This window comes from Paracidovorax wautersii (genome assembly GCF_031453675.1).
Classification (GTDB): domain Bacteria; phylum Pseudomonadota; class Gammaproteobacteria; order Burkholderiales; family Burkholderiaceae_C; genus Paracidovorax.
Map to the genome: position 1 here is coordinate 2012495 of NZ_JAVIZX010000001.1, position 17912 is coordinate 2030406.

Annotated in this window: 13 protein-coding genes, 2 rRNA genes and 1 pseudogene; 15 read left to right on the forward strand and 1 reads right to left on the reverse strand. The window is 64.3% G+C overall.

The window, feature by feature from the left end:
* Window positions 1-258 precede the first annotated feature (258 nt).
* The 12 genes and pseudogenes from QE399_RS09175 to QE399_RS09230 all read left to right on the forward strand — a co-directional run bounded on the left by QE399_RS09175 (window position 259) and on the right by QE399_RS09230 (window position 13617).
* Window positions 259-3134: ribosomal RNA gene (locus QE399_RS09175) — 23S ribosomal RNA — on the forward strand.
* A 116-nt stretch (window positions 3135-3250) separates the two neighbouring features.
* Window positions 3251-3363: ribosomal RNA gene (gene rrf / locus QE399_RS09180) — 5S ribosomal RNA — on the forward strand.
* Window positions 3364-3960: 597 nt separating this feature from the next.
* Window positions 3961-4374, forward strand: a complete 414-nt coding sequence (locus QE399_RS09185) for a MerR family transcriptional regulator (protein ID WP_309828154.1) — start codon at window positions 3961-3963, stop codon at window positions 4372-4374.
* 87 nt (window positions 4375-4461) lie between these two features.
* The gene (locus QE399_RS09190; protein WP_309831995.1) at window positions 4462-4845 is read left to right on the forward strand and encodes a PaaI family thioesterase; all 384 of its coding nucleotides are present in this window, start codon (window positions 4462-4464) and stop codon (window positions 4843-4845) included.
* Between the two features lie 62 nt (window positions 4846-4907).
* Window positions 4908-6098, forward strand: a complete 1191-nt coding sequence (locus tag QE399_RS09195; protein WP_309828155.1) for an isovaleryl-CoA dehydrogenase — start codon at window positions 4908-4910, stop codon at window positions 6096-6098.
* Window positions 6099-6126: 28 nt separating this feature from the next.
* Window positions 6127-6789, forward strand: a complete 663-nt coding sequence (can, locus tag QE399_RS09200) for a carbonate dehydratase (protein WP_309828157.1) — start codon at window positions 6127-6129, stop codon at window positions 6787-6789.
* 60 nt (window positions 6790-6849) lie between these two features.
* Entirely contained in the window at window positions 6850-8652 is a 1803-nt protein-coding gene (gene aceK, locus QE399_RS09205) for a bifunctional isocitrate dehydrogenase kinase/phosphatase (RefSeq protein ID WP_309828159.1), read from the forward strand.
* Window positions 8653-8680: 28 nt separating this feature from the next.
* Window positions 8681-9892 (forward strand): acetyl-CoA C-acyltransferase, encoded by a 1212-nt coding sequence (locus QE399_RS09210; protein ID WP_309828161.1) that lies wholly within the window; start codon window positions 8681-8683, stop codon window positions 9890-9892.
* 83 nt (window positions 9893-9975) lie between these two features.
* Entirely contained in the window at window positions 9976-11073 is a 1098-nt protein-coding gene (locus QE399_RS09215; protein ID WP_309828163.1) for a hypothetical protein, read from the forward strand.
* A pseudogene (locus tag QE399_RS09220) lies at window positions 11070-11715 on the forward strand (pyridoxamine 5'-phosphate oxidase family protein). Before QE399_RS09215 ends, QE399_RS09220 begins: the two are co-directional and overlap by 4 nt.
* 49 nt (window positions 11716-11764) lie before the next feature.
* Window positions 11765-12433 (forward strand): SDR family oxidoreductase, encoded by a 669-nt coding sequence (locus QE399_RS09225; RefSeq protein WP_309828165.1) that lies wholly within the window; start codon window positions 11765-11767, stop codon window positions 12431-12433.
* 53 nt (window positions 12434-12486) lie between these two features.
* A complete protein-coding gene (locus QE399_RS09230; protein ID WP_309828166.1) occupies window positions 12487-13617 on the forward strand; it encodes an acyl-CoA dehydrogenase family protein in 1131 nt (376 codons plus the stop codon).
* A gap of 85 nt (window positions 13618-13702) precedes the next feature.
* Here QE399_RS09230 and QE399_RS09235 read toward each other — a convergent pair whose 3' ends face one another.
* On the reverse strand, window positions 13703-14182 hold the full coding sequence (locus QE399_RS09235) for a DUF421 domain-containing protein (RefSeq protein ID WP_309828169.1): 480 nt from the start codon (window positions 14180-14182) through the stop codon (window positions 13703-13705).
* Window positions 14183-14829: 647 nt separating this feature from the next.
* Between QE399_RS09235 and QE399_RS09240 the strand changes: the two genes are divergently transcribed.
* Genes QE399_RS09240 through QE399_RS09250 form a run of 3 tightly spaced genes read left to right on the forward strand, consistent with a single transcriptional unit; the run spans window position 14830 to window position 17900 of the window.
* Window positions 14830-15534 (forward strand): DUF4197 domain-containing protein, encoded by a 705-nt coding sequence (locus QE399_RS09240; RefSeq protein ID WP_309828170.1) that lies wholly within the window; start codon window positions 14830-14832, stop codon window positions 15532-15534.
* On the forward strand, window positions 15531-15968 hold the full coding sequence (locus QE399_RS09245) for a YchJ family protein (protein ID WP_309828171.1): 438 nt from the start codon (window positions 15531-15533) through the stop codon (window positions 15966-15968). Before QE399_RS09240 ends, QE399_RS09245 begins: the two co-directional genes overlap by 4 nt.
* Before the next feature lie 45 nt (window positions 15969-16013).
* On the forward strand, window positions 16014-17900 hold the full coding sequence (locus tag QE399_RS09250; protein WP_309828172.1) for an ATP-binding response regulator: 1887 nt from the start codon (window positions 16014-16016) through the stop codon (window positions 17898-17900).
* Window positions 17901-17912 lie beyond the last annotated feature (12 nt).

Below are 17912 nucleotides of genomic sequence, written 5' to 3' on the forward strand. Positions count from 1 at the left end.
TAAAAATTCATAGAGTCGAATCAGCGTTGCTGATGGAAACTGCACATTCGTAAAGGTTTAGTGCAGACCGTGCCATCAGCAACATAAATTTGATTGCGTCAAAACGAACGAACTTTGTTTGTTCAAGTAATGACGAATCGTTCTCTAGGTAGCAATACCGAAGAAACATTCACATTACGGCATAACGCGCGAGGTGAAAGACCTCGCAAGTCCTTGAAAGAAAACGGAGGCGTCTCGCAAGAGAGGTCAAAGTTATAGGGTCAAGTGACTAAGAGCATGTGGTGGATGCCTTGGCGATGATAGGCGACGAAAGACGTGAAAGCCTGCGATAAGCTTCGGGGAGCTGGCAAATAAGCTTTGATCCGGAGATTTCTGAATGGGGAAACCCACCCTTCGGGGTATCGTTAACTGAATACATAGGTTAACGAGGCGAACCGGGTGAACTGAAACATCTCAGTAGCTCGAGGAAAAGACATCAACCGAGATTCCGAAAGTAGTGGCGAGCGAAATCGGAAGAGCCTTCTAGTGATAGCACGACTGTTAGCAAAGCGGAATGGAAAGTCCGGCCATAGTGGGTGATAGCCCCGTATGCGAAAACAGACGTGTGGTACTAAGTTAGAGAAAAGTAGGGCGGGGCACGAGAAACCCTGTCTGAATATGGGGGGACCATCCTCCAAGGCTAAATACTCATCATCGACCGATAGTGAACCAGTACCGTGAGGGAAAGGCGAAAAGAACCCCGGGAGGGGAGTGAAATAGATCCTGAAACCGCATGCTTACAAAAAGTAGGAGCCCGCAAGGGTGACTGCGTACCTTTTGTATAATGGGTCAGCGACTTACATTCAGTGGCAAGGTTAACCGAATAGGGAAGCCGTAGAGAAATCGAGTCCGAATAGGGCGTTCAGTCGCTGGGTGTAGACCCGAAACCAAGTGATCTATCCATGGCCAGGATGAAGGTGCCGTAACAGGTACTGGAGGTCCGAACCGACTAGTGTTGCAAAACTAGCGGATGAGCTGTGGATAGGGGTGAAAGGCTAAACAAACTTGGAAATAGCTGGTTCTCTCCGAAAACTATTTAGGTAGTGCCTCAAGTATTACCGTCGGGGGTAGAGCACTGTTTTGGCTAGGGGGTCATGGCGACTTACCAAACCAAGGCAAACTCCGAATACCGACGAGTACAGCTTGGGAGACAGAGCACCGGGTGCTAACGTCCGGACTCAAGAGGGAAACAACCCAGACCGCCAGCTAAGGTCCCTAAAATTGGCTAAGTGGGAAACGAAGTGGGAAGGCTAAAACAGTCAGGATGTTGGCTTAGAAGCAGCCATCATTTAAAGAAAGCGTAATAGCTCACTGATCGAGTCGTCCTGCGCGGAAGATGTAACGGGGCTAAGCCAGTTACCGAAGCTGCGGATGTGCAATTTATTGCACGTGGTAGGAGAGCGTTCTGTAAGCCTGTGAAGGTGTCTGGTGACGGATGCTGGAGGTATCAGAAGTGCGAATGCTGACATGAGTAGCGTTAAAGGGGGTGAAAAGCCCCCTCGCCGTAAGCGCAAGGTTTTCTACGCAACGTTCATCGGCGTAGAGTGAGTCGGCCCCTAAGGCGAGGCAGAGATGCGTAGCTGATGGGAAACAGGTCAATATTCCTGTACCGATCAATAGTGCGATGTGGGGACGGAGAAGGTTAGCTCAGCCAACTGTTGGATATGTTGGTTCAAGCCTGTAGTCGTGCCCGGTAGGCAAATCCGCCGGGCTTAGATGAGGGGTGATAACGAGTCTGCTTGCAGACGAAGTGAGTGATACCCTGCTTCCAGGAAAAGCCACTAAGCTTCAGCTATTGACGACCGTACCGCAAACCGACACTGGTGCGCGAGATGAGTATTCTAAGGCGCTTGAGAGAACTCAGGAGAAGGAACTCGGCAAATTGATACCGTAACTTCGGGAGAAGGTATGCCCCTAGTAAGTGAAGTTGTACAAACGGAGCTAAACGGGGTTGCAAAAAATCGGTGGCTGCGACTGTTTAATAAAAACACAGCACTCTGCAAACACGAAAGTGGACGTATAGGGTGTGACGCCTGCCCGGTGCTGGAAGATTAAATGATGGGGTGCAAGCTCTTGATTGAAGTCCCAGTAAACGGCGGCCGTAACTATAACGGTCCTAAGGTAGCGAAATTCCTTGTCGGGTAAGTTCCGACCTGCACGAATGGCGTAACGATGGCCACACTGTCTCCTCCTGAGACTCAGCGAAGTTGAAATGTTTGTGATGATGCAATCTCCCCGCGGAAAGACGGAAAGACCCCATGAACCTTTACTGTAGCTTTGTATTGGACTTTGAACAGATCTGTGTAGGATAGGTGGGAGGCTTTGAAGTGAGGACGCTAGTTCTCATGGAGCCAACGTTGAAATACCACCCTGGTGTGTTTGAGGTTCTAACCTAGGTCCCTTATCGGGATCGGGGACAGTGCATGGTAGGCAGTTTGACTGGGGCGGTCTCCTCCCAAAGCGTAACGGAGGAGTTCGAAGGTACGCTAGTTACGGTCGGACATCGTGACGATAGTGCAATGGCATAAGCGTGCTTAACTGCGAGACTGACAAGTCGAGCAGATGCGAAAGCAGGACATAGTGATCCGGTGGTTCTGTATGGAAGGGCCATCGCTCAACGGATAAAAGGTACTCTGGGGATAACAGGCTGATACCGCCCAAGAGTTCATATCGACGGCGGTGTTTGGCACCTCGATGTCGGCTCATCTCATCCTGGGGCTGTAGCCGGTCCCAAGGGTATGGCTGTTCGCCATTTAAAGAGGTACGTGAGCTGGGTTTAAAACGTCGTGAGACAGTTTGGTCCCTATCTTCCGTGGGCGCTGCAGATTTGAGGAAGCCTGCTCCTAGTACGAGAGGACCGGAGTGGACACACCTCTGGTGTATCGGTTGTCACGCCAGTGGCATTGCCGAGTAGCTAAGTGTGGAAGAGATAACCGCTGAAAGCATCTAAGCGGGAAACTCGTTTCAAGATGAGATCTGCCGGGGCCTTGAGCCCCCTAAAGAGTCGTTCAAGACCAGGACGTTGATAGGTCAGGTGTGGAAGCGCAGTAATGCGTTAAGCTAACTGATACTAATTGCTCGTGCGGCTTGACCCTATAACTTTGACGACACCGTCAAGGTTGTTATGCCAAGTGACGCAATCAAAAATTACATGCTGATTTAGCTCTGTGAATTCGTTGTCTTGACCCAGTCAAGGCAGCAACAAGTTATGCCTGATGACCATAGCAAGTTGGTACCACTCCTTCCCATCCCGAACAGGACAGTGAAACGACTTTGCGCCGATGATAGTGCGGGTTCCCGTGTGAAAGTAGGTCATCGTCAGGCTCTTACAGCCCAAACCGCCCTTCTGCTCTGACGAGTAGAAGGGCGTTTTGCTTTGCGGCGGCGCATCCCGTCAGAGGAGTGATCGCTCATGCTGCTTCGCCAAGGCGCTCCTAGATGGCGCCGCCCGCCGTGATGCCCAGAACATCTCTCGGGCCGCTGCGCCAGCTCATCATCAGCCGGCCGCGCTATCGCGACAAGGCCAGCTCTACGACGCCGGCAGGCCCACGTCATCGCCGGGTACAAAACACCTCCTAGCCATGCTGGATGACTGCCGAACAACAGGTCCATGTTGTTTGCGAGCTCGCTGCTAGTGGTTTCAGACTGCGCGGCAGTCTTGGCCTCGAAGTGATGTACGCCGCCGACGTAATCCTCAAAGCTGATCGATCAGCAGAATGCTGCTGGTGAGCGCGTTGACCGGCACCAAGGGTTTGATGCATGGACGCAGGGCGATGCATGCCCTTCCGACATTGGCGAGTTGGACTTCACTTCCCCAATTCATGCAGATCGGATAGTATTGACGTTAACGTAAACGTCAATCTGAGCCCTACGAGATTGCCTGCTCTCCCGTATCTCATCAATTTCCCGAGCTGCTGTTCCATGTCCATCACCTACACCATTGGAGATCTGGCGAAGGAGTTCGATCTCACGACGCGGGCCATGCGCTTCTATGAGGACATGGGCCTGCTGCAGCCGGAGCGCACCGGACCGGGAGGGCGCAACCGCGTGTATACCGCGCGGGACCGCACGCGTCTGCGGCTCACGCTGCGGGCCAAACGCTTGGGTTTGTCGTTGGTAGAGGCCAAGGAAATCATCGATCTCTACGATAGCCCTCGGGATACCGGTGTCCAGTTGCGCAAGTTTCTCGAGGTGCTGGCACAGCACCGCGGCAAGCTGGAAGCGCAAATGGCCGATCTGCAGGCCAACCTTGAAGAAATCCGCGAGCACGAGGCCGAGGCCCAGGCACTGCTGCAGCGAACGCCGGAAGGGCGCGTGCACAAGGCGGCCCACTGACCGGTGCGCTAGGTGACGACGGTGTTTGAGCCTAAAACTCCGAACTACGCGGATCGGGTCCGTGACAGCTTTGCCCTGCAGGGCGCCATGGCCACGCTTGCAGCGCGTCTCGAACGCATCGAAGCGGGTGCTGTGGATATCGCCCTAGACTGGGCGCCCTCCTTGACGCAGCAGCACGGCTTTCTGCATGCCGGCATGGTCGCGACGGCGCTCGATTCTGCCTGCGGTTATGCCGCCTTCACGCTGATGGCCGAAGACGCCGCCGTGCTGACCATCGAGTTCAAGATCAATTTGCTGGCCCCCGCCCGCGGCCAGTCGTTTCGCATGCAGGGGCGCGTCATCAAACCCGGGCACACGATCACCTTTGCCGAGGGCCAAGCTTTTGCGCTCGACCACGGGCGGGAGACGCTGGTGGCCACGATGGGATGCACGTTGATGGCCGTGGTCGGCCGCAGCAGTGTTCCGGCCTGAGCCCGTCGCGTCCACGTGTTCCCCCTCCATCTCTCTTCCATCACAACAACCAGGAGACACCTATGACCGCACCGGCCAACCTGCCCGGCCTGAATTTCCAACTGGGTGACGACATCGACGCACTGCGGGATGCCGTCCATGATTTCGCACAAGCAGAAATCGCCCCTCGCGCCGCCGAGATCGACCGCTCCGACCAGTTCCCCATGGACCTGTGGCGCAAGATGGGTGACTTGGGCGTGCTCGGAATCACCGTGCCGGAGCAGTATGGCGGCGCGGCCATGGGCTACCTGGCGCACATGGTGGCGATGGAGGAAATCTCGCGCGCCAGTGCATCCGTTGGCCTGTCCTACGGCGCGCACAGCAACCTGTGCGTGAACCAGATCAACCGCAATGGCTCCGAAGAGCAGAAGCAGAAGTACCTGCCGCGCCTGATCTCCGGCGAGCACGTGGGCGCACTGGCCATGAGCGAGCCTGGCGCTGGTTCCGACGTGATCAGCATGAAGCTGAAGGCCGAGGACAAGGGCGGCTACTACCTGCTCAACGGCACGAAGATGTGGATTACCAATGGCCCGGATGCCGACACGCTGGTGGTCTACGCCAAGACGGAGCCAGAACTCGGCGCGCGCGGCGTCACCGCTTTTCTGATCGAGAAGGGCATGCCCGGTTTTTCCGTCGCCCAGAAGCTGGACAAGCTGGGCATGCGCGGCAGCCACACGGGCGAGTTGGTGTTCGAGAACGTGGAGGTACCGGCTTCCCAGGTGCTGGGCGGCGTGAACAACGGCGCCAAGGTGCTGATGAGCGGTCTGGACTACGAACGCGCTGTGCTCACGGGCGGGCCACTGGGCATCATGCAGTCGGTGATGGACAACGTGGTGCCTTATATTCACGACCGCAAGCAGTTCGGCCAAAGCATCGGCGAGTTCCAGCTGATCCAGGGCAAGGTGGCGGATATGTACACCGTGCTCCAGGCCGGCCGCTCGTTTGCCTACACCGTCGCCAAGAACCTCGATCTCCTGGGCTCGGACCATGTGCGTCAGGTGCGCAAGGACTGCGCCAGCGTGATTCTGTGGTGCGCCGAGAAGGCCACCTGGATGGCGGGCGAGGGCGTGCAGATCCACGGCGGCAACGGCTACATCAACGAGTACCCCCTGGGCCGCCTGTGGCGCGATGCCAAGCTGTACGAGATCGGCGCGGGCACCAGCGAGATCCGCCGCATGCTGATCGGCCGCGAACTGTTTGCAGAAACCTGCTAACCCCTGATCCCTGAAGAAAGCCAGACGCATGACGACCTCCTCCATCGACGACCTCTTTGTCCACAACCGAGCGTGGGCGGCCCAGATGGAGCGCGAGCGTCCCGGATTCTTCACCGGGCTCCTGTCCCAGCAAAAGCCGAAGTACATGTGGGTGGGCTGCTCGGACAGCCGCGTGCCTGCCAACCAGATCACGGGCCTAGAACCGGGCGAGGTCTTCGTCCACCGCAACGTGGCCAACGTGGTGGTGCCGACCGATCTGAACTGCCTTTCCACCATCCAGTACGCGGTGGACCAGTTGCACATCGAGCACCTCATGGTCGTCGGCCATTACGGCTGCGGCGGCGTGCTGGCCGCTCTGGAGGACCTGCGCGTCGGCCTGGCCGACAACTGGATCCGCCACGTGAAGGATGTGCGTGACCGCCACCGCGAACTCATCGCCTCCATCGACCCGCAATGGCGGCACGACGTGCTGTGCGAACTCAATGCCATCGAGCAGGTGGTGAACATCGCGCAGACCACCGTGATGTCCGACGCCTGGTCCCGCGGCGACAAGGTGACGCTGCACGGCTGGTGCTATGGGCTCAAGGACGGCCTGATCAACAACCTGCACATGACCGTCTCGGGCACCGAGGGGCTGGATGCCGTGTACAAGGCGGCGGTCGAGGGCGTCGCCCAGGCGCGGCGCGGCTGACGCCGGCAGCAGGCGGGCGGGATTCGGCACGGCGCAGTCAAGACCACCACGAGGCCCGCAGTGTTTCCCCCGCGTCCCGACTCCGCCACCGCCTACGCGATCTCGCAGGCGATGATGGACGGCTTCGCCCGGCACTACCGCCTGTTCCGTGCGGAGACGGCGCAGGCCAAGTCCCGCTTCGAAGCCGCCGACTGGCATGGCCAGCAACGCGGGCAGAGTGCGCGCATCGCCTTCTATGACGAACGCGTGAAAGAGTGCGTGCACCATCTGGAGCACCACCTGCACGCGGGCGAGCAGCCCATGGAGGTCTGGCAGCAGGTCAAGCTGCATTACATCGGCCTGCTCGTGGACCACCACCAGGCCGAGCTGGCGGAGACCTTCTTCAACTCCGTTACCACCAAGATCCTGCACCGCACGCACTTCCACAACGATTTCATCTTCGTGCGCCCCGCGGTCAGCACCGAATACCTGGAAGACGACCGACCCGGGGCGACACCGGCGTACCGCGTCTACTACCCCGAGGGCGAGGACCTCGCGCCGGCCATGGAGCGCATCGTCCACAACTTCCGCCTGCAGTGCGGGTTCGACGACCTGCCGCGGGATGCCGCGCTGGTGGCTCAAGCATTGCAGCGTGCGCTCGGTGGTGCCAAGCGCCGCACCAACTTCCAGATCCAGGTACTGTCCAGCCTCTTCTACCGCAACAAGGGCGCCTATGCGGTAGGCAAGATCATCAACGGCTACACCGAACTGGCCTTCGCGCTGCCGATCCTGCACGGCGAACAGGGCCTGCTGCACATCGACGCGCTCCTCTGCGGCGAGGATGACCTGCAGATGCTGTTCAGCTTTGCGCGGGCCTACTTCATGGTGGACATGGAGATCCCCAGCGCGTATGTCCACTTCCTGCGCAGTCTGATGCCGCGCAAGCCGCGGGCCGAGATCTACACCGCGCTCGGCCTGGGCAAACAGGGCAAGACGCTGTTCTACCGCGACTTCCTGCACCACCTGCGCTACTCCAGCGATCGGTTTCGCCTGGCGCCCGGCATCAAGGGCATGGTGATGCTGGTGTTCGATCTGCCCTCCTTCCCGTACGTTTTCAAGCTCATCAAGGACCATCACCACCACGCCAAGGACACCACGCGCGAGCAGGTCAAGGCCAAGTACCTGCTGGTCAAGCAGCACGACCGCGTGGGCCGCATGGCCGACACCCTGGAGTACAGCGAGGTGGCTTTCCCGCGCGAGCGTTTCAGCGATGCGCTGGTGGCCGAGATCGAGCAGTTCGCGCCCAGCCAGTTGGAGATCAGCGACCGGGACGGCGACGGACGCATGGAGGTCATTCTCAAGCACCTCTACATTGAGCGGCGCATGGTGCCGCTCAACCTGCACCTGCAGGAGGCCTTCGACGCCGGCCTGGCGCAGCCCGCTGCCCGCGCGCAGCTGGAGCACTGCGTGGTCGAGTTCGGCAACGCGATCAAGGACCTGGTGGCCGCCAACATCTTTCCCGGCGACATGCTGTGGAAGAACTTCGGCATGACGCGCCACGGCAAGGTCGTGTTCTACGACTACGACGAGATCGAGTACCTCACCGACTGCCACTTCCGCAGCGTGCCTGCGCCGCGCAACGAAGAGGACGAGATGAGCGGCGAGGTGTGGTGGTCGGTGGGCCCGCGCGACATCTTTCCCGAAACCTTCGCCCCCTTCCTGCTGGGCAACGACGCGGTGCGCGAGGTCTTCCTGCAGCACCACGCCGACCTGCTGGACCCGCAGTTCTGGCAGGGCCACCAGGCCCGCATCCGCGCCGGCCACGTGCCCGACGTTTTTCCCTACGACAGCAGCCGGCGCTTCCACCAGAGCGCGGCCCTCTGATTCCCTTCACACCTCCAGGAGACATGCCATGAGCACCATCAACACCCAGAACCCGCAAACCCGCGACCCCGTCGTCATCGTCGGTGCCGCCCGCACGCCCATGGGCGGCTTCCAGGGTGACTTCGCCGAGCTGGCCGCGCACGACCTGGGCGGCGTCGCCATCCGCGCCGCCGTGGAGCGCGCAGGCGTCGCACCCGAGAAGGTCGACGAAGTGCTGTTCGGCAACTGCCTGATGGCCGGCCAGGGCCAGGCGCCGGCGCGCCAGGCGGGCTTCAAGGGCGGGCTGCCGCGCAGCACCGGCGCGGTGACGCTGTCCAAGATGTGCGGCGCCGGCATGGAGGCAACCATCCTCGCGCACGACCAGCTCGTGGCCGGCAGCCGCGACGTGGTGGTGTCCGGCGGCATGGAGAGCATGACCAACGCGCCCTACCTGCTCAAGAAAGGCCGCGGCGGCTACCGCATGGGCCACGACAAGATCTTCGACCACATGATGCTCGACGGCCTGGAAGACGCCTACGAACCCGGCCGTTCGATGGGCACCTTCGGTGAGGACTGCGCGGCCAAGTACCAGTTCACGCGCGAGGCGCAGGACGCCTTCGCCATCGCCAGCGTGCAGCGCGCCCAGGCCGCCACGCAGAGTGGCGCCTTCGCGGCCGAGATCGTTCCCGTGACGGTGAGCACCCGCAAGGGCGACGTGACGGTGAGCGTCGACGAAGGCCCGGCCAAGGCCAAGCTGGACAAGATCGCCGCCCTCAAGCCCGCCTTCAAGAAGGACGGCACCATCACGGCGGCGTCCAGCTCCAGCATCAACGACGGCGCGGCCGCGCTGGTGCTGATGCGCGAATCCACCGCGCGCGAGCTGGGCTGCAAGCCGCTGGCCCGGATCGTCGCGCACGCCACGCATGCGCAAGAGCCCGAGTGGTTCACCACCGCGCCCGTGGGCGCCACGCAGAAGGCGCTGGCCAAGGCCGGCTGGAGCGCGGCCGACGTGGACCTGTGGGAGGTGAACGAGGCCTTCGCCGTGGTGCCCATGGCGCTCATGAAAGAGCTGAACCTCTCGCACGACATCGTCAACGTGAACGGCGGCGCCTGTGCGCTGGGCCACCCCATCGGCGCCAGCGGCGCGCGCATCCTGGTCACGCTGCTGCACGCACTGCAGGCCCGCGGCAAGAAGCGCGGCCTGGCCACGCTGTGCATCGGCGGCGGCGAAGGCACGGCCATGGCGATCGAGCTGGTCTGAGCTCCGGGGCGCCTGCTTCTGTGCCTTACAGTCGGTTCACGTAATCCCGGCAGCCTGCTGCCCCTGACCGAGAGACTTGCTGGATGACCACAGACACGCATGCCGCCGCCCCTTCCTCCACGCTGGTTGCCGACCAGATCAGCGCGTTCTGGAGTGACTTTGCCGCCGGACTGAAACAGTGGCAGACGCTGGAACGCCGGGACTTCGTGGAGGCCGCCAACACCGTGCTGCAGCGCCACGCCCCGAGCCTGTCGGTGGAACTGGAAGGCACGCCTGGCCAGGCCGGCGGCCGGCTGGTGATCACGGCGCACGGCAACACCGAGCAGTTTGAGAGCGTCCAGGCGCTGGTACGCGAGGCCCCGCAGACCCTGCCCTACGCCGTGCAGGCCTTTCGTAGCCGCACGCTGGGCAGCGACTTCGCCATGCGCATGGAAGATTTCGAATTGGCCTGCGCCGACGTGATGGTGGCGTCCTATGACGCGGGGGGCATCATCGGCCTGGAGCTGTCGTTCGCCAAGAGCGTGCCGCAAGACCTGCAGGAACAGGCCCAGCATATGGCCTTCATCCTGATTGATCACGTGCTGGGCGAGTGGGACTTCTCCGTGCGTGTCGGCCCCATCGACTTCGTGCTACCCGAAGAGGCCCAGGCCAGTGCCGTACCGCTGTCGGCGTTCCCGCCCGTCTTCGATGCCTTCCAGCGCGATGTGCTGGGCCGCAGCTATGACTTTCCGCAGGACGAGGACGACCGCTGGATGTCTCTGGAGGTGCGCGCCCGCGATGCGGACGACGACGCGCCGCCCGATATGCTGACCTTCCACGATGGCGCGAATGCCCTGGCCACGCGGGCCGACCTGCCCTACTTTCTGACGCTGCGCTTCCCCGTGGCCAGCCGGGACGAGTTCGAGGCCGCATGCAGCGCCCAGGATGCGCTGGAGGCCGAACTGCTGCGCCTGCAGCGCGGCATCCAGGCGTTCTCGCGCACCGAGGCCATGCAGTCGCGCGTGGCGGCCTTCTATGTGGACGATCCCGTGTATGCCATGCGATTGGCGCGCCAGATGGCCGCCGCGCACGCACCTGAACTGGAGGCCGAAATCGTCCTGGCCTACGACCCGGCGTGGCGCGAATTCCTCGACATGTACAGCGCGATCCACCAGAGCCGCGCCGGCCAGGACGCCGAATGATCACCACCGAAGAGCAACTGCGCGCGCTGTATGCGGCGCCGGCCGAGCGGGCGCTGCGCAAGCAGCTGGGCCACCTGGACGCGCACTGCCAGCGCTTCATCGCGCTGTCGCCGCTGTGCGTGATTGCCAGCGGCGGCGACGCGGGCCGCAGCCTGCTGGACGCGTCACCGCGCGGCGGCCCGCCGGGCTTCGTGCAGGTGGCGGACGCCCAGCACCTGCTGCTGCCCGACGCGGGCGGCAACAACCGGCTGGACACGCTCACCAACCTGCTGCACGACCCGCGCGTGGCACTGCTGTTTCTGGTGCCGGGCGTGGACGAGACGCTGCGCGTGAACGGCACGGCACGCCTGCGCGACGAACCGACCTACACCGGGCGCTTTGCCGGCGAGCGGCAGGTGGCCCAAGCTGGTGATCGAGGTGCAGGTGCGCGAGGCGTATCTGCACTGCGCCAAGGCGCTGATGCGCTCGCGCCTGTGGCAGCCCGAGGCGCAGGTGGAGCGCAACGTGCTGCCCACGCTCAACCAGATGATCCATGACCAGACCGGCTCCTCCGCCGTGCCCGAGGCGCAGGCCGACATGGTGGCGCGCTATGCCCGGCAGATCGCCGACGAGCAGGGCGCGGATCGGTCGATTCAAAAATGATAGCTGCTGGCGCTTATCTATCAAGCGCTAGAGGCCAAAAAGGCTTGTTATGTCCACCATCCTCGTCATCGGCGCCTCCCGCGGCATCGGCCTGGAGTTCGTGCGCCAGTACCGCGACGCGGGCGATCGCGTCATCGCCACCGTGCGCGACGACGCCGGGCGCGACCGCGTAAAGGCGCTGGGCGCGCAGGCCCTCACCGTCGATGTCGCCAACCCCGCCAGCGTGAGCGGCTTGGCCTGGCAGCTCGACGGCGAGAAGATCGATGTGGCGCTCTACGTGGCCGGCGTCATCCGCCGCCCGAACGCACTCACCCCGCCCACACGCGACGACTTCGACGCCGTCATGCACGCCAACGTGCTGGGCGCCATGCAGGCGCTGCCGCAGGTGGCGCCGATGGTGTCGGACGCGCGCGGCGTGTTCGCCTTTCTGTCGTCGTCCATGTCGCAGATCGGCAGCGTGCCGGACAGCGGATCGTGGCTGTACCGCACCAGCAAGGCGGCGTTGAACATGGCCGTGGCGGCCGCGCAGCACGACTATCCCGCTGCCACGCTGGTCACCATCGACCCGGGCTGGGTGCAGACCGACATGGGCGGCACCGGCGCCGCGCTGACGGTGGAGCAGAGCGTGCGCGGCATGCGCGAAGTGCTGGCCGGCCTGACGCCCGCCGACAAGGGCCGCCTGCTGCACCACGACGGCCGCCGCGCCGCGCACTGGTAGCCCGTCCTTCTTTCTTTCCCTTTCAGAACAACGAACACCGGAGACAACCCGCCATGCTGCTGACCCAAGACCAGGAAATGATCCGCGACGCCGTGCGTGAATTCGCGCAGGCCGAACTCTGGCCCCACGCCGCGCGCTGGGACAAGGAGCACCACTTTCCCAAAGAGGCGCACCAGGGCCTGGCCGCGCTGGGCGCTTACGGCATCTGCGTGCCCGAGGCCTACGGAGGCGCCGCGCTCGACTACGTGACGCTGGCGCTGGTGCTCGAAGAGATCGCGGCCGGCGACGGCGGCACGAGCACGGCCATCAGCGTGACCAACTGCCCCGTCAACGCCATCCTCATGCGCTACGGCAACGAACAGCAGAAGAAGGACTGGCTCACGCCGCTGGCCCGCGGCGAGATGCTGGGCGCCTTCTGCCTGACCGAGCCGCATGTGGGCTCCGATGCGTCCGCGCTGCGTACCACCGCCGCGCGCCAGGGCGATGAATACGTGATCAACGGCGTCAAGCAGTTCATCACCAGCGGCCAGAACGGGCACGTCGCCATCGTCATCGCGGTGACCGACAAGGCGGCGGGCAAGAAAGGCATGAGCGCTTTCCTCGTGCCCACCGACAACCCGGGCTACGTCGTGGCGCGGTTGGAGGACAAACTCGGCCAGCACAGCAGCGACACGGCGCAGATCAACTTCGACGACTGCCGCATCCCGGCCGCCAACCTCATCGGCGCGGAGGGCGAGGGCTACAAGATCGCCTTGGGCGCGCTGGAGGGCGGGCGCATCGGCATCGCCGCGCAGAGCGTGGGCATGGCCCGCAGCGCGTTCGATGCGGCGCTGGCGTACTCCAAGGAGCGCGAGAGCTTCGGCACGCCCATCTTTAACCACCAGGCGGTGGGATTTCGGCTGGCCGACTGCGCCACGCAGATCGAGGCCGCGCGCCAGCTCATCTGGCACGCGGCCGCGCTGCGCGATGCGGGCCGGCCCTGCCTGAAGGAGGCCGCCATGGCCAAGCTCTTCGCTAGCGAGATGGCCGAGCGCGTGTGCAGCGCCGCCATCCAGACGCTGGGCGGCTACGGCGTGGTGAACGACTTTCCGGTCGAGCGCATCTACCGCGACGTGCGCGTGTGCCAGATCTACGAGGGCACAAGCGATGTGCAGAAGATCATCATCCAGAGGGCGCTGGCCTGAGAGCTTTGCTATCGAATGGGTAGCTGTGTGCGCTTATGGGATAAGCGCTACAGCCCGTTTTGACGCAAAGACGAGCGGCCGGGTACTACCCCGCGCTGTCCCGCCGCCGCAGCACCACGGTGATCTGGCCGTTGGTCTCGATGGTGGCGCGCTCCACCTCGTGCAGCTCCAGGCAGCCGCCCGCGCGCAGGGCCGCGTCCAGGTCTTCGCGGCTCAGCAGTTCGCGGCGCAGCAGGGCGGCGTCCACCTGCCCGTTCTGCACCAGCACCTGGGGCGTGCCGTCCACCCAGCGCGCCAGTCGGCTGGAGCGGTAGGTGAGCTGCGACAGCGCGGAATGGCAGGCGATGAGCGTGGCGGCGCTGATGAGCCCGCCCACCAGCGAGTTGTCACCCGCGTTCATGGAGTTCTGCACCGCGTTCGACAGGATCAGCAGCAGGATCAGGTCGAACGGCGCGTACTGCCCCGTCTGGCGCCGGCCCGTGAGTCGCAGGAAGGTCAGCAGAAACACGTAGACCACCACGCCCCGCAGGACGAACTCCCACCACGGCACGCTCATTGCAAACATCGCATCCCTTTCGGCTGCATCACAGATCGCGGCAGTCTAGGGCCTGTTCACACTATTTTTGCCAGTGCGAAGGCCTCCCCCGCCACGCCCGTCGAGGCGCGTGACGACGCCAAGGCCGGGGCCTTGGCTAGGAACGCAACGACGAGTGGCCTGGCGGTGGGGCCTTCCCTTCGGGTTGCGATGCCCACGGGCCATCCGCGGCGTTGCCAAGCCTCGCTGGGGTACACCCCAGCTTCGTTTGGCACCTGGCGCCTGGCCCGTGGGCATCGCAACGCATCTGGCAAACATAGTGTGAACAGGCCCTAAGAACGTGTTCACGATCTCCCAGGGGTGGCGCAGCGGCGTTTGCGGGAGGGGATGCAAGGCGCGGTGCGCAGTGGATAGCTCGGCTATCCACAAGCGTCGCAACGGCGCAGACCGCCCGCAAACGCCACTGCCCGAAGGATTGGAGCGAAATCGGGCGATTGAACGCCTCGAATGCTTGCATGGGCACGAGCCCATGCGGCGCATCCGAAGCGTCCACTCATTCCGATTGCGCTCCAACGCGACCCCTGCGAGATCGTAAACACGTTCTAAGCGCGGGCATCTGCAAAAATAGCCGGCTCAGGGCGCGCTTTCGTCTCCCTGGATTCGGGAAGGACTCCGCCATGCAACGTCGCAATTTTCACCATGCTGGCCTGGGTGCCGTCGGCGCCCTGCTGCTGGGCACGTACCGGCACGCGCAGGCGCTCGCGCTGGCCGATCTGTCCAACGCCGACGCCAGCAGCGGCGTCAAGACCGCGCTCACCCGCGGCGCAGAAGCCGCGGTGGCGCTGCTCGGCCAGACCGACGGCTTTCTCGGCAACCCCAAGGTGCGCATTCCGCTGCCGGGGCAACTGGAGAGCGCCGCCAAGCTGCTGCGCCAGTTCGGCCAGGGCCGGCGCATCGATGAGCTCGTCACCACCATGAACCGCGCGGCCGAGCAGGCCGTGCCCATGGGCAAGGACCTGCTGGTGGGCGCGGTGCAGTCCATGACGGTGACCGACGCCAAGAACATCCTGGCGGGCGGCGAGACCTCGGTGACCGAGTTCTTCGCCACCAAGACGCGCGCGCCCCTGGGCCAGCGTTTTCTGCCGGTGGTGACGCAGGCGACCGAGAAGGTCGGCCTCACGCAGCAGTACAACAGCTTCGCCGGCAAGGCCGCAGCCTACGGGCTGCTGCGCAAGGAAGACGCCAACCTGGCCCAGTACGTGACGGGCAAGACGCTGGACGGCCTGTACGTGATGATCGGCGAGGAGGAGCGCAAGATCCGCCGCGACCCGGTCGGCACCGGCAGCGACATCCTGCGCCGCGTGTTCGGCGCCATGAAGTGAGCCGCGCCACGGCGGCGCCGGCCGCCTCCGCTGCGCCGTGCCCCTGCGGCCGGCAGGACGCCCGCGCCCGGCCGCTGTCCTATGCGGACTGCTGCGGGCGCTACATCGACCATTTCGATCACTGCCCCGCGCCGGATGCGGCCAGCCTCATGCGGTCGCGCTACACCGCCTTCGTGCGCGAGGACGCGCGCTATCTGCAGGCCACGTGGGCGCCCGCACAGCGCCCGGCCACGCTGGACTTCGATGCCGGCACGCGCTGGCTGGGCCTGGAGGTGCGGGCGCACCGCAACCTGGACCCGGACCACGCCGAGGTCGAGTTCGTCGCCCGCCAGCGAGACGCCACCGGGCGGGCGCACCGCCTGCACGAGCGCAGCCGCTTCGTGCGCACGGACGGGCGCTGGTTCTACGTGGACGGTGAATTCCCGGGCGGCTGAGCCTGCCGTCTTTTCTCGCCGCACAGTCCACACCCTTGCCGAACGATGCTGAACGCCCCCGACAGCCGCTATCCCGATTCGCGGTTTGCTGAATCGCGCCTGCCCGACGCCGCGCCCGAGGTGCATTCGCCCCAGGTGCTGATGGACCTGTCGGCGCGCCGGCAGCTATTGCATTCCTTCGCCTCGCGCGGGGGAACGTCGGAGATCCCGGCGATCGTCATCCCGGGCGTGCTCACGTGGCTGTACGTGCGCACCGGCGCGCCCGCGGGGCCCATGCTGGCGTGGTGGGGCTCGTTCCTCGTCTTCGCGACCGTGCTGTGGCTCCTGCAGCGGCGCTTCCATCGGGACGCGGCGCTCTCGGACGCCGCCGTGGTATCGCGCTGGGAGCGGATCTTCCAGACGCTGGCGGGGCTCGACGGCATGTTCTGGGCCCTGCCCATCTTGCTCACGCAGGGTGCGCCGCAGGAGTTCCGGCTCATCGTGTACCTCGTGATCTGCGCCGTGATCGCGTCGGGGACCACGTTCCTCGCGCCGCAGCCGCGCATCTTCGTGCCCTTCTTTCTCGCCGCCTACGGGCCGACCCTGGCGGCCGTGGTCTGGTACTTCCCCGAGCGCTGGCAGGCCATGCTGGCGCTGGTGGCCCTGTACGGCGCGGTGATCCTGCGGCACGCCTGGGGATCGCGGCGGTTCGTGGTGCAGCAGGTCGAGCGGGAGCGCGAACGCCAGCAGCTGGCCGAAGGCTACCGGCTGGCCAAGGAGCAGGCCGAGCGTGCGCTGGAGGACAAGAACCGCTTCATCTCTACCACCAGCCACGACCTGCGCCAGCCCCTGCATGCCATGGGCCTGCTGGTGGAGACGGCGCAGCAGCGCAATGCGGACGCGCAACTCGCCCCGGTGCTGCGCGACGTGCAGGAATGCGTGCGTTCGCTGTCCTTCATGTTCAACGCGCTGCTGGACCTGTCGCGGCTGGAGTCCGGCAGCTTCGTGGCGCGGCGTGAGGACGTGCGCGTGCGCGCCGTGTTCGAGGATGTGGCCACGGTGTTCGCCCCCGATGCCGCCATGCGCGGCCTGCGGCTGCGGCTGTTCCTGCCCCGCCATCGCGAACCCTGCGTGCGGGCCGATCCGGCGCTGCTGCGGCAGATGGTCTTCAACCTGGCGCAGAACGCGCTGCGCTACACCCGCTCCGGCGGGGTGCTGATCGGCGTGCGCCAGCGGCAGGGCCAATGGCGCATCGAGGTCTGGGACACGGGCGCCGGCGTGGCGCAGGAAGACCGCCACCGCGTGTACGCCCCGTACTTCCGCGGCGTGCAGGCGGCGCAGGGGGCGGAAGGCCACGGTCTGGGCTTGGCCGTGGTGGCGCGGTCGGCGCGGCTGATCGGCGCGGAGTACGGTTTCGAGTCGACCTCCGGGCGCGGCTCGTGCTTCTGGTTGAACGTGCTGGCCGCGCCGGATGCGGTAGCGGCGGCGGTGCCCGCGGCAGGGCCCGGCACTCCCCTGCCGCCCCCTCCACCGCCAGCGGCGTCCACGCGGGTGCAGTCGCTGGCAGGCGATTGCCTGCTGGTGGAAGACGATCCCCAGGTCGCGTCGGCGCTGGCCCAGCTGCTGCAGTCCTGGGGGCTGCGCGTCGAGACGGCCGCCAGTGGCCCCGAGGCCCTGGCATGGTTGGACCGGGGCTTTGCCCCCGACGCCATCCTGTGCGACCAGCGCCTGGCGGCGGGCGAGAGTGGCTTTGCCGTGCTGCAGGCGCTGCTGGAACGCTGCGGCCATGCACGGGGCGCCATGGTGAGCGCCGACCAGGGGCGCATCCCTGAACTGCAGCAGGCCGAGGAAGAAGGCTATCTGGTGTTTCGCAAGCCGCTCGCTCCGGACGCACTGCATGCCGTGCTCACGCGCTGGCTCGAGGCCGCGCGGCGCACCTCGGCCCTGTCTTGAGGGGGGTGCCCC

Excerpts from the sequence above, each read along its gene's own strand:
- QE399_RS09250 (WP_309828172.1), top strand. The coding sequence starts at position 16,014 with ATGCTGAACGCCCCCGACAGCCGCTATCCCGATTCGCGGTTTGCTGAA.
- QE399_RS09195 (WP_309828155.1), top strand. The coding sequence starts at position 4,908 with ATGACCGCACCGGCCAACCTGCCCGGCCTGAATTTCCAACTGGGTGAC.
- QE399_RS09225 (WP_309828165.1), top strand. The coding sequence starts at position 11,765 with ATGTCCACCATCCTCGTCATCGGCGCCTCCCGCGGCATCGGCCTGGAG.
- QE399_RS09185 (WP_309828154.1), top strand. The coding sequence starts at position 3,961 with ATGTCCATCACCTACACCATTGGAGATCTGGCGAAGGAGTTCGATCTC.
- QE399_RS09240 (WP_309828170.1), top strand. The coding sequence starts at position 14,830 with ATGCAACGTCGCAATTTTCACCATGCTGGCCTGGGTGCCGTCGGCGCC.
- QE399_RS09230 (WP_309828166.1), top strand. The coding sequence starts at position 12,487 with ATGCTGCTGACCCAAGACCAGGAAATGATCCGCGACGCCGTGCGTGAA.
- QE399_RS09235 (WP_309828169.1), bottom strand. The coding sequence starts at position 14,182 with ATGTTTGCAATGAGCGTGCCGTGGTGGGAGTTCGTCCTGCGGGGCGTG.
- QE399_RS09215 (WP_309828163.1), top strand. The coding sequence starts at position 9,976 with ATGACCACAGACACGCATGCCGCCGCCCCTTCCTCCACGCTGGTTGCC.
- can (WP_309828157.1), top strand. The coding sequence starts at position 6,127 with ATGACGACCTCCTCCATCGACGACCTCTTTGTCCACAACCGAGCGTGG.
- QE399_RS09210 (WP_309828161.1), top strand. The coding sequence starts at position 8,681 with ATGAGCACCATCAACACCCAGAACCCGCAAACCCGCGACCCCGTCGTC.
- QE399_RS09190 (WP_309831995.1), top strand. The coding sequence starts at position 4,462 with ATGGCCACGCTTGCAGCGCGTCTCGAACGCATCGAAGCGGGTGCTGTG.